Source organism: Tepidimonas sp. (assembly GCF_036824975.1).
GTDB lineage: Bacteria > Pseudomonadota > Gammaproteobacteria > Burkholderiales > Burkholderiaceae_C > Tepidimonas.
In genome coordinates this window covers 10416-22848 of the sequence record NZ_DAISZC010000033.1, presented here as the reverse complement: position 1 = coordinate 22848, position 12433 = coordinate 10416, and the positions used below count along the sequence as shown (strand labels likewise).

Sequence of the window (12433 nt, the reverse complement as noted above, 5' to 3'; positions counted from 1 at the left end):
CGAAGGCGGCCGCACCGTCGGCGCCGGCGTCGTGACCAAGATCATCGAGTGAGGCCAGGGTTCGGGTCGGTCGGCGCCTGCCGGCCGTCCGCTGCAGGGGTATAGCTCAATTGGCAGAGCGTCGGTCTCCAAAACCGAAGGTTGGGGGTTCGATTCCCTCTGCCCCTGCCAGCTGGTGAACGTCCAGACTTCACCGGCCCTGATGTTCAAGCCCGCCCGTGTCTTTGGACCGCCGCGGGCTTGTGTTTCTGGAGCGCGGCGCTCGCCGCGCAAGTGACGTACGAGAGGTGTGGGACGATGGCCACAACGGATGTCGAAACCGTCGGCAATGGGGCTGACAAGGCCAAGCTGGCCGGCGCCGTCGCGTCGGCCGTGGCGGGCTTCGTCGGCTTTTACCTGCTGTCGAACCACGGCGCCTGGGTGCAGTGGGCGGCGCTGCTGCTGGCGCTGGCGCTGGCGGTCGGGCTGGGCCTGACGGCAGGGCCGGGCCAGCGGCTCATCGCCTTTGGCCGCGACGCGGTCAAAGAGGTCAAAAAGGTGGTGTGGCCGACGCGCAAGGAAGCCGGCCAGATGACCGCGTATGTGTTCGCGTTCGTGGTGGTGATGGCGCTGTTCCTGTGGCTGACCGATAAATTGCTCGAGTGGGTGCTGTACGGCCTCATTCTGGGTTGGAGGTGATGAGATGACGGACGCGAATTCGGCACCCAAGGGCGGCAGCGCGGCCCCGGCGGAGGGTATGCGCTGGTATGTGGTGCACGCGTATTCGGGGATGGAAAAGGCAGCCGAGCGCAATATCTTGGAGCGCGTGCAGCGCGCTGGGATGCAGCACAAGTTTGGCCGCATTCTGGTGCCCACCGAAGAGGTGGTGGAAATCAAAAACGGCGTCAAGCGCACCACCGAGCGCAAGTTTTTCCCCGGCTACGTGCTGGTGGAGATGGTGATGGACGACGACACCTGGCACCTGGTAAAGAACACCAGCAAGGTGACCGGGTTCGTCGGCGGCGCGCGCAACCGCCCCACTCCCATCTCCGAGGAAGAGGTGCAAAAGATCATCGGCCAGATGCAGGAAGGCGCCGAGAAGCCGCGTCACAAGGTCGAGTTCGAGATCGGCGAGATGGTGCGTGTCAAGGAAGGCCCGTTTGCCGACTTCAACGGCACCGTCGAGGAAGTGAACTACGAAAAGAGCAAGCTGCGGGTGTCGGTGACGATCTTCGGCCGCGCCACGCCGGTGGAGCTCGACTTCAACCAAGTCGAGAAGGTGTGACGCCGGTGCCGCTGATCCACGGTGGCGTGCACAGACGACTCGATCAGGATATAATATAAAATTCTTCCGCCCGCGCCCTATGGTGCGGGCTATCCGCTGCCAGCGTCGGCCTGGCGGCAGTGGGGGGCGGCGCCCCGAAGCGACAGGTCTGTGGCGCGAGGAGGCCGGTGCGTTCGGCCGCTGGAACTCGCAGGAGAAACACACTCATGGCCAAGAAAATCGTCGGCTTTATCAAGCTGCAGGTACCAGCGGGTAAGGCCAATCCCTCTCCCCCGATCGGTCCGGCACTGGGTCAGCGCGGGCTCAACATCATGGAGTTCTGCAAGGCGTTCAACGCCCAGACGCAGGGCATGGAGCCCGGTCTGCCGCTGCCGGTGGTGATTACCGCCTACGCGGACAAGAGCTTCACCTTCATCATCAAGACCCCGCCGGCCACGACGCTGATCAAGAAGGCGATCAAGCTGGACAAGGGCTCCTCCAAGCCGCATGCGCAGAAGGTCGGCAAGATCACGCGCGCCCAGCTCGAGGAAATCGCCAAGACCAAGATGAAGGATATGACGGCGGCCAACCTCGATGCGGCGGTGCGCACCATTGCCGGCTCGGCGCGTTCGATGGGCGTCATCGTGGAGGGGGTGTGAGATGGCGAAGCTGACCAAGAAGCAAAAGGCGTTGCAGGGCAAGGTCGATCCGACCCGGCTGTATCCGCTGCCGCAGGCGCTGGCAATCGTCAAGGAATGCGCGACCGCCAAGTTCGATGAGTCGATCGACGTGGCTGTGCAGCTTGGCGTCGATCCCCGTAAGTCCGACCAGGTGGTGCGCGGCGCGGTGGTGCTGCCCAACGGCACCGGCAAGACCAAGCGCGTGGCGGTGTTCGCGCAGGGCGCCAAGGCCGAGGAGGCCAAGGCTGCGGGCGCCGACATTGTGGGCTTCGACGACCTGGCCGCCCAGGTGAAGGCTGGCAATATCGACTTCGACGTCGTGATTGCGGCCCCCGATGCGATGCGCGTGGTCGGTGCGCTGGGCCAGATTCTGGGTCCGCGCGGCCTGATGCCGAACCCGAAAGTGGGCACCGTGACGCCGGACGTAGCGGCCGCCGTGCGCAACGCCAAGGCCGGTCAGGTGCAGTTCCGCGTCGACAAGGCCGGTATCGTGCACACCACCATCGGGCGCCGTTCGTTCGACGCCGACAAGCTGCAGGGTAACCTGGCGGCGCTGATCGAGGCGCTGAACAAGGCCAAGCCCGCGTCGTCCAAGGGGCAGTACCTGCGCAAGGTCGCAGTGTCGTCGACCATGGGCGTGGGGGTGCGTGTCGACCCGCAGACGATCGTCGCCGGGTCGTAACAAGGGATAAGGGGTGTTGCCAACGCGCTGGCAGCGCCCCTGCTGGTGGGTCTGCCGGGCCGGATTGACCGGTGCGGCAGAGCCATCCAAGACCGCTGGTGCGGGCTTGCCCGCCTAAATGCCGTCCCGCCAGGGTCGGCGGCCAGCGCAGATGGCGATCCCGCCGCGGATGGAATCGAATGCCGGGCTGCGTTCCCGGGGCGGTTTCCAGAAACGGTTGATCGCTGCAACCGCTGCACGGTGCCTGAAGGTGTCGTGTTTTTAAGGAGTCAACCTTGAGTCTGAACCGCAGTGAGAAGCAGGCCGTCATCGACGAGGTGTCGGCCCTTGCCGCCAAAGCGCAGACGCTGGTGATGGCCGAGTACCGCGGCATCACGGTGGCTGACCTCACGAAGCTGCGTATCGAGGCCCGCAAGGCCGGGGTGTCAGTCGCCGTGCTGAAGAACACCCTGGTGCGGCGCGCGGTCGCTGGCACGCCCTTTGAGGTCGCCGCCAGTCAGATGACCGGTCCGCTCATCTACGGCTTCTCGGAAGACGCCGTGGCCGCCGCCAAGGTGGTGGCCGAGTTCGCCAAGACCAACGACAAGATGGTCCTGCGCGGCGGTGTCTATGCCGGTAAGGCGCTGGATGTTGAGGGCGTCAAGTCGCTGGCCAGCATTCCGTCCAAGGAAGTGCTGCTGTCGCAACTGTTGGGCCTCATGCAGTCGCCGGTGTCGCGCCTGGCGCGTGTCGTGGCGGCCCTGGCCGAAAAGAAGGGCGAGGCGCAGCCCGCCTGAGTCGTCGGTCCCTGTAACCCATTCGTTCCGTTTTTAGGAAAACATCATGGCATTCGATAAAGACGCATTTTTGGCCGCTCTGGACACCATGACGGTGATGGAGCTCAACGATCTGGTCAAGGCGATCGAAGAGAAGTTTGGCGTTAGCGCCGCCGCCATGGCCGCCCCCGCGGCCGTCGGTGCCGCGGCCGCTCCGGCAGCCGAAGAGAAGACCGAGTTCGACCTGATCCTGAAGGAAGCAGGCGCAAACAAGGTGGCCGTCATCAAGGCCGTGCGCGAAATCACCGGGCTGGGCCTGAAGGAGGCCAAGGATCTGGTCGACGGCGCGCCCAAGACCGTCAAGGAAGCGATGCCCAAAGCCGACGCCGAGGCTGCCAAGAAGAAGCTGGAAGAAGCCGGCGCCAAGGCCGAGCTCAAGTAAGCCGCTGCCTGCGTGTGAGGGCTGGAGCGCCTGTGGCGGGCCTCCAGCCTTTGCTGCCTGCAGAGCACACGGCAAAGCGGTCCCACCCAGGCCGTTTTGCCGTGTCTTCTGATACCGACTGCAGCAAGACCGCTTGGTTCGGGCCCGTGTGCAACGCGCGGGCCGTCAGCCGACAGACCGGTGGGGGCCGGTCGCCAAGAAGCCGCCGCGGCGCGCCGCCGGCGCGCGCCACCCAGTCGCCGCAGACCTCATGCCCGGAGATCTCATGGCCCAGTACTCCTACACCGAACGCAAGCGCATCCGCAAGAGCTTTGGCAGCCGCGACAGCGTGTTGGAAATCCCCTACCTGCTGCAGATGCAGAAGGATGCCTACACGGCGTTTCTGCAGGCCGACGTGCCCCCGCGTCAGCGCAAGCCGGTTGGCTTGCAGGCCGCGTTCGAGTCGGCGTTCCCCATCGTGTCGCACAACGGCTTCGTCGAGATGAAGTTCGTCGAGTACACGCTGGGCAAGCCGGTGTTCGACGTGCGCGAGTGCCAGACGCGCGGGCTGACGTACGCCTCGGCCGTACGCGCGCGGGTACAGCTCATCATTTATGACCGCGAAGCCTCGACCCCGCAGTCCAAGGTGGTCAAGGAGGTCAAGGAGCAAGAGGTCTACATGGGCGAAGTGCCCCTGATGACCGACAAGGGTTCCTTCATCATCAACGGCACCGAGCGCGTGATCGTGTCGCAGCTGCACCGCTCGCCGGGGGTGTTTTTCGAGCACGACAAGGGCAAGACGCACAGCTCGGGCAAGCTGCTGTTTTCGGCGCGCATCATCCCCTACCGCGGCTCGTGGCTGGACTTTGAGTTCGACCCGAAGGACCTGCTGTACTTCCGCGTCGACCGCCGCCGCAAGATGCCGGTCACCATTCTGCTGAAGGCCATTGGCCTGACGCCGGAGGCGATTCTCGCCAACTTCTACGTCAACGACCACTTCCGCCTCATGGACAGCGGCGCGCTGATGGCCTTCGTGCCCGAGCGCCTCAAGGGCGAGGTGGCGCGCTTTGACATCACCGACCCCAGCGGCCGCGTGGTGGTGGCCAAGGACAAGCGCATCACCGCGCGCCACGTACGCGAGCTGGAGCAGGCCGGCACCACCCACATCAGCGTGCCCGAGGACTACTTGATCGGCCGGGTGGTGGCGAAGAACATCGTCGACCCCGACACGGGCGAGATCATCGCCCGCGCCAACGACGAATTGACCGAGACCGTGCTGAAGAAGCTGCGCGCCGCGGGCGTGCAGGAGCTGCCCTGCATCTACACCAACGAGCTCGACCAGGGCCCCTACATCAGCCAGACGCTGCGCATCGACGACACCGCCGACGAGTTTGCCGCGCGCGTGGCCATCTACCGCATGATGCGCCCCGGCGAGCCGCCGACCGAGGATGCGGTGCAGGCGCTGTTCCACCGGCTGTTCTACAACCCCGAGACGTACGACCTGTCGCGTGTGGGGCGCATGAAGTTCAACGCCCGCGTCGGGCGCGACACGCCGGATGGCCCGATGGTGCTGACCAACGAGGACATCATGGCCGTGGTCAAGATCCTGGTGGATCTGCGCAACGGCAAGGGCGAGGTGGACGACATCGACCACCTGGGCAACCGGCGCGTGCGCTGCGTGGGTGAACTGGCCGAAAACCAATTCCGCACCGGCTTGGCGCGCATCGAGAAGGCGGTCAAGGAGCGCCTGGGTCAGGCCGAACAAGAGCCGCTGATGCCGCATGACCTGATCAACTCCAAGCCGATTTCTGCGGCGCTCAAGGAGTTTTTCGGGGCCAGCCAGCTCAGCCAGTTCATGGACCAGACCAACCCGCTGGCCGAGATCACGCACAAGCGGCGCGTGTCGGCGCTGGGCCCGGGCGGGCTGACGCGCGAGCGCGCTGGCTTCGAGGTGCGTGACGTGCACGTGACCCACTACGGCCGCGTGTGTCCGATCGAAACGCCCGAAGGTCCGAACATCGGCCTGATCAACTCGTTGGCGCTGTACGCGCGCCTGAACGAGTACGGCTTCATCGAGACGCCGTACCGCCGCGTGGTGGACGGCAAGGTGACCAACCAGATCGACTACCTGTCGGCGATCGAGGAGGGCAAGTACATCATTGCCCAGGCCAACGCCGAGTTGGATGCGGAAGGCCGCCTGGTGGGCGAGCTGGTGTCGGCGCGCGAAAAGGGCGAATCGATCCTGACCACGCCGGACCGCGTGCAGTACATGGACGTCTCGCCGGCACAGATCGTCTCGGTGGCGGCGTCGCTGGTGCCGTTCCTGGAGCACGACGACGCCAACCGCGCGCTCATGGGCGCCAACATGTCCCGTCAAGCGGTGCCGGTGTTGCGGCCCGAAAAGCCGCTGGTGGGCACCGGCATCGAGCGCGTCGCCGCCATCGACTCCGGCACCGTGGTGGTGGCCAAGCGCGGCGGCGTGGTGGACTATGTGGACGCTACCCGTATCGTGATCCGCGTCAACGACGACGAGGCGGTGGCGGGCGAAGTGGGTGTGGACATCTACAACCTGATCAAGTACCAGCGCTCCAACCAGAACACCAATATCCACCAGCGCCCCATCGTCAAGAAGGGCGAGCGCATCCACAAAGGTGCGGTGATCGCCGACGGGGCCTCCACCGACCTGGGCGAAATCTCGATCGGCCAAAACATGCTGATCGCCTTCATGCCCTGGAACGGCTACAACTTCGAGGACTCGATCCTGATTTCCGAGCGGGTGGTGGCCGAGGAGCGCTACACCAGCATCCACATCGAGGAGCTGGTGGTGATGGCGCGCGACACCAAGCTGGGGCCGGAGGAAATCACGCGCGACATCCCCAACCTGTCGGAGCAGCAGCTCAACCGGCTCGATGAGTCCGGCATCATCTACGTGGGCGCCGAGGTGCAGCCGGGCGATGTGCTGGTGGGCAAGGTCACGCCCAAGGGCGAGACCACGCTGACGCCTGAGGAAAAGCTGCTGCGCGCCATCTTCGGCGAGAAGGCCTCTGACGTGAAGGACACCTCGCTGCGTGTGGAGCAAGGCTCACAAGGCACGGTAATCGACGTGCAGGTCTTCACGCGCGAAGGCATCCAGCGTGACAAGCGCGCGCAGCAAATCATTGACGACGAACTCAAGCGCTACCGCCTCGACCTCAACGACCAGCTGCGCATCGTCGAGGCCGACGCCTACGACCGGCTGGAGAAGCTGCTGGTGGGCAAGACCGCCAACGGCGGCCCCAAGAAGCTGGCCAAGGGCACGGTGATTACGCGTGAGTACCTGGCCGAGGTGGACCGGCACCACTGGTTCGACATCCGCGTGGCCGACGACGACGTGGCGGCGCAGATGGAGTCGATCAAGAACGCGCTGGAGGCCACCCGCCACCGTTTCGATCAGGCGTTCGAGGAAAAGCGCCGCAAGCTGACCCAGGGTGATGAGCTGCCCGCGGGCGTGCTGAAGATGGTCAAGGTCTATCTGGCCGTCAAGCGCCGCCTGCAGCCCGGCGACAAGATGGCGGGCCGTCACGGCAACAAGGGCGTGGTGTCGAAGATCGTGCCGGTGGAAGACATGCCCTACATGGCCGACGGCACGCCGGTGGACATCGTGCTCAACCCGCTGGGGGTGCCGTCGCGCATGAACATCGGGCAGGTGTTGGAAGTGCACCTGGGCTGGGCCGCCAAAGGGCTGGGTGAGCGCATTGGCGAGCTGCTGGAGCGCCAGGCCGCGGTAGCCGAGATCCGTGCCTTCCTGGACAAGATCTACAACTCCACCGGCCGCAAGGAAAACCTCGAGGAGCTGTCGGACGACGAAATCGTGGCGATGGCGCGTGAGCTGACCAAGGGTGTGCCGTTTGCCTCGCCGGTGTTCGACGGCGCCAGCGAGGAGCAAATCCGCGCCATGCTCAAGCTGGCCTATCCAGACGAGGTGGCCAAAGCCAAGGGGCTGACCGAAAGCCGCACCCAGGCCCAGCTGTACGACGGCCGCACTGGCGATGCGCTGGAGCGCAAGACCACGGTGGGCTACATGCATTACCTGAAGCTGCACCACCTGGTGGACGACAAGATGCACGCGCGCTCCACCGGCCCGTACTCGCTGGTGACGCAGCAGCCGCTGGGCGGCAAGGCGCAGTTCGGCGGCCAGCGCTTCGGCGAGATGGAAGTGTGGGCGTTGGAAGCCTACGGTGCGTCTTACGTGCTGCAGGAAATGCTGACCGTCAAGTCCGACGACGTGCAAGGCCGCACCAAAGTGTACGAGAGCATCGTCAAGGGCGAGCACGCCATTGACGCTGGCATGCCCGAGTCGTTCAACGTGCTGGTCAAGGAAATTCGCTCGCTCGGTATCGACATCGAGCTGGAACGCAACTGAAGAGCCTAACCGAGGACGCACCCCATGAAATCCTTGCTCGACCTGTTCAAGCAGTTCACGCCCGACGAGCACTTCGACGCCATCAAAATCGGTTTGGCGTCGCCGGAGAAGATCCGTTCCTGGTCGTTCGGCGAAGTCAAAAAGCCCGAGACCATCAACTACCGCACCTTCAAGCCGGAGCGCGACGGCCTGTTCTGCGCCAAGATCTTCGGGCCCATTAAGGACTACGAATGCCTGTGCGGCAAGTACAAGCGCCTGAAGCACCGCGGCGTCATCTGTGAAAAATGCGGTGTCGAGGTCACGCAAGCCAAGGTGCGTCGCGAGCGCATGGGCCACATCGAGCTGGCCGCGCCGTGTGCGCACATCTGGTTTCTCAAGAGCTTGCCGAGCCGCCTGGGCCTGGTGCTGGACATGACGCTGCGCGACATCGAGCGCGTGCTGTACTTCGAGGCCTACGTGGTGGTGGACCCGGGCATGACGCCGCTGAAGAAATTCAGCATCATGTCCGAGGACGATTACGACGCCAAGCGCCGCGAGTATGGTGACGAGTTTGTCGCCAAGATGGGTGCCGAGGGCATCAAGGAGCTGCTGCGCAGCATCGACCTCGACGCCGAGATCGAGAAGCTGCGCAACGACCTGACCGGCTCGGAGGCCAAGGTGAAGAAGAACGCCAAACGCTTGAAGGTGCTGGAAGCGTTCAAGAAAAGCGGCATCAAGCCGGAGTGGATGATCCTGGAGGTACTGCCGGTGCTGCCGCCGGACCTGCGACCGCTGGTGCCGTTGGACGGCGGGCGCTTCGCGACCTCGGACCTCAACGACCTCTATCGCCGCGTCATCAACCGCAACAACCGCTTGAAGCGCCTGCTGGAGCTCAAGGCGCCCGAGATCATCGCGCGCAACGAGATGCGCATGCTGCAGGAGGCGGTGGACAGCCTGCTGGACAACGGCCGCCGCGGCAAGGCCATGACCGGCGCCAACAAGCGCGCGCTCAAGTCGCTGGCCGACATGATCAAGGGCAAGAGCGGGCGCTTCCGCCAGAACCTGTTGGGCAAGCGGGTGGACTACTCGGGCCGCTCGGTGATCGTCGTGGGCCCGACGCTGAAGTTGCACCAGTGCGGCTTGCCCAAGCTGATGGCCCTCGAATTGTTCAAGCCCTTCATCTTCGCGCGCCTGGAGCAGATGGGCATTGCCACCACCATCAAGGCCGCCAAGAAAGAGGTCGAGGCCGGCACGCCCGTGGTGTGGGACATCCTGGAGGATGTCATCAAGGAGCACCCGGTGCTGCTCAACCGCGCGCCCACGCTGCACCGCCTGGGCATCCAGGCGTTCGAGCCGGTGCTCATCGAAGGCAAGGCCATCCAGCTGCACCCGCTGGTGTGTGCCGCCTTCAACGCCGACTTCGACGGCGACCAAATGGCCGTGCACGTGCCGCTGTCCATCGAGGCGCAGATGGAAGCGCGCGTGCTGATGCTGTCGTCCAACAACGTGCTGTTTCCGGCCAACGGCGAGCCCTCCATCGTGCCGTCGCAGGACGTGGTGCTGGGTCTGTACTACGCCACGCGCGAGCGCATCAACGGCAAGGGCGAAGGCATGGTGTTTGCCGACGTCGATGAGGTCGAGCGCGCGCTGGCCGCCGGCGTCGTGGAGCTGACCAGCCGCATCAGCGTGCGCCTGACCGAGTGGCTCAAGAACAAGGAAACCGGTGCGCTGGAGCCGGTGACCAAGCTGCGCGACACCACCGTCGGCCGCGCGCTGCTGTCGCGCATTCTGCCCAAGGGGCTGCCGTTCGAGCTGATCGACAAGCCGTTGAAGAAGAAGGAAATCTCCAAGCTCATCAACGCGTCGTTTCGCCGCTGCGGCCTGAAGGACACGGTGGTCTTTGCCGACCAGCTGATGCAAAACGGCTTTCGCCTGGCCACTCAGGCCGGCATCTCGATCTGCATCGACGACATGCTGGTGCCGGCGGAAAAGCCCGCCATCATCGAGCGCGCCGAAGCCGAGGTCAAGGAGATCGCGCAGCAGTACGCCTCGGGTTTGGTGACGGCGGGCGAGCGTTATAACAAGGTGGTGGATATCTGGGGCAAGGCCGGTGACGAAATCTCCAAGGTGATGATGGAGCACCTGAAGAAGGAAAAGGTCATCGACCGCCACGGCAACGAAGTCGAGCAAGAGTCGTTCAACTCCATCTACATGATGGCTGACTCGGGCGCGCGCGGCTCCGCCGCCCAGATCCGGCAGCTGGCGGGCATGCGCGGCCTGATGGCCAAACCGGACGGCTCGATCATCGAGACGCCGATTACGGCCAACTTCCGCGAAGGCCTGAACGTGCTGCAGTACTTCATTTCCACGCACGGTGCCCGTAAGGGCCTGGCCGACACGGCGCTCAAGACCGCCAACTCCGGGTATCTGACGCGCCGGCTGGTGGACGTGACGCAGGATCTGGTGGTCACCGAGGAAGACTGCGGCACCAGCAACGGCACGCTGATGCGCGCCATCGTCGAAGGCGGCGAGGTCATCGAGAGCCTGCGCGAGCGCATCTTGGGCCGCACTGCGGCCGAGGACGTGGTGGACCCCGAGACCCAGCGCGTGCTGGTCAGCGCGGGCCAGATGTTGGACGAAGATGCGGTGGACCTGATCGAGCAAGCCGGCATCGACGAGGTGCGGGTGCGCACCGTGCTGACCTGCGAGACGCGCTATGGCGTGTGCGCGCGCTGCTACGGCCGTGACCTGGGCCGCGGTGGGCTGGTCAACGTCGGTGAGGCCATCGGCGTCATCGCCGCGCAATCCATCGGCGAGCCGGGAACGCAGCTGACCATGCGCACGTTCCACATTGGTGGTGCGGCGTCGCGCGCGGCGGTGGCCTCCAGCGTCGAGGCCAAGTCCAATGGCGTCATCGGCTTCAACAGCACGATGCGCTACGTCACCAACGCCAAGGGCGAGCAGGTGGTCATTGCCCGCTCGGGCGAAATCGTCATCCACGACGACAGCGGTCGCGAGCGCGAGCGCCATAAGGTGCCCTACGGGGCCACGCTGCTGGTCAAGCCCGACCAGCGCGTCAGCGCCGGCACCGTGCTGGCCAACTGGGACCCGCTGACGCGCCCCATCATCACCGAGTTCGCCGGCGTGGTGAAGTTCGAAAACGTCGAAGAAGGCTTGACGGTGGCCAAGCAGGTCGACGAGGTCACTGGCCTGTCGACGCTGGTGGTGATCGACCCGAAGCGCCGCGGCGCCACCAAGGTGGTGCGCCCGCAGGTCAAGCTGATCGACGCCGAGGGCAAGGAAGTCAAGATCCCGGGCACCGACCACGCCGTGACGGTGACCTTCCCCGTGGGCGCGCTGATCCAGGTGCGCGACGGGCAGGCCATCCACCCCGGCGAGGTGCTGGCGCGCATCCCGGTCGAAGGGCAGAAGACGCGCGACATCACCGGCGGTCTGCCGCGCGTGGCCGAGCTGTTCGAAGCGCGCTCGCCCAAGGACAAGGGCATTCTGGCCGAAATCACCGGCACGGTATCGTTCGGCAAAGAAACCAAGGGCAAGGTGCGGCTGCAGATCACCGACCCGGACGGCAAGGTCTGGGAGGAACTGGTGCCCAAGGAAAAGAGCATCCTGGTGCACGAGGGGCAAGTCGTCAACAAGGGCGAACTGATCGTCGACGGCCCGGCCGACCCGCAGGACATCCTGCGCCTGTTGGGCATCGAAGAGCTGGCGCGCTACATCGTCGATGAGGTGCAGGACGTCTATCGCCTGCAGGGGGTGAAGATCAACGACAAGCACATCGAGGTGATCGTGCGGCAGATGCTGCGCCGCGTCGAGGTGGAGAACCCCGGCGACAGCCACTACATCGCCGGCGAGCAGGTCGAGCGCTCCGAGATCCTCAACACCAACGATGCGCTGCGTGCCGCAGGCAAAACGCCGGCGACGTTCCGCAACCTGCTGCTGGGCATCACCAAGGCGTCGTTGTCCACCGACTCGTTCATCTCGGCCGCGTCGTTCCAGGAGACCACGCGCGTGCTGACCGAAGCGGCCATCATGGGCAAGCGCGACGAGCTGCGCGGGTTGAAGGAAAACGTCATCGTCGGCCGCTTGATTCCTGCGGGCACCGGCATGGCGTTCCACGAGGCGCGCCGTGCCAAGGAGCGCATGGACGAGGAAGAGCGCCGCGCCATCGCCGAAGCGGATGCGCTGTCGATGGCCAATGCGGGCGACGAAGGGGCCTGAGCGGGCGTGCGCCCGTGAGGGGATGGCCCGCC

The 12433-nt window shown here is 65.1% G+C and carries 8 protein-coding genes and 1 tRNA gene; all 9 read left to right on the top strand.

Going from position 1 to position 12433, the window contains the following annotated elements:
• Positions 1-95: 95 nt before the first annotated feature.
• The 9 genes from V7Z54_RS05595 (at position 96) to rpoC (ending at position 12401) form a co-directional block, all read left to right on the top strand.
• Positions 96-171, top strand: a tRNA-Trp gene (locus V7Z54_RS05595).
• 126 nt (positions 172-297) lie between these two features.
• Positions 298-678: a preprotein translocase subunit SecE gene (gene secE, locus V7Z54_RS05590; protein ID WP_334135003.1), complete on the top strand. Its 381-nt coding sequence runs from the start codon at positions 298-300 to the stop codon at positions 676-678.
• Between the two features lie 4 nt (positions 679-682).
• The gene (gene nusG / locus V7Z54_RS05585) at positions 683-1264 is read left to right on the top strand and encodes a transcription termination/antitermination protein NusG (protein WP_334135001.1); all 582 of its coding nucleotides are present in this window, start codon (positions 683-685) and stop codon (positions 1262-1264) included.
• A 206-nt stretch (positions 1265-1470) separates the two neighbouring features.
• On the top strand, positions 1471-1902 hold the full coding sequence (rplK, locus tag V7Z54_RS05580) for a 50S ribosomal protein L11 (protein WP_334135000.1): 432 nt from the start codon (positions 1471-1473) through the stop codon (positions 1900-1902).
• Between the two features lies 1 nt (position 1903).
• Entirely contained in the window at positions 1904-2605 is a 702-nt protein-coding gene (gene rplA, locus V7Z54_RS05575) for a 50S ribosomal protein L1 (protein ID WP_334134998.1), read from the top strand.
• Positions 2606-2880: 275 nt separating this feature from the next.
• Positions 2881-3381, top strand: a complete 501-nt coding sequence (gene rplJ, locus V7Z54_RS05570) for a 50S ribosomal protein L10 (protein ID WP_334134997.1) — start codon at positions 2881-2883, stop codon at positions 3379-3381.
• 46 nt (positions 3382-3427) lie between these two features.
• Positions 3428-3802: a 50S ribosomal protein L7/L12 gene (gene rplL, locus V7Z54_RS05565; protein ID WP_334134995.1), complete on the top strand. Its 375-nt coding sequence runs from the start codon at positions 3428-3430 to the stop codon at positions 3800-3802.
• Between the two features lie 265 nt (positions 3803-4067).
• Complete coding sequence (gene rpoB / locus V7Z54_RS05560; RefSeq protein WP_334135004.1) at positions 4068-8183, top strand: DNA-directed RNA polymerase subunit beta; 4116 nt, start codon at positions 4068-4070, stop codon at positions 8181-8183.
• 24 nt (positions 8184-8207) lie between these two features.
• Positions 8208-12401, top strand: coding sequence for a DNA-directed RNA polymerase subunit beta' (rpoC, locus tag V7Z54_RS05555; RefSeq protein WP_334134993.1), 4194 nt, complete (start codon positions 8208-8210; stop codon positions 12399-12401).
• Positions 12402-12433: the final 32 nt, after the last annotated feature.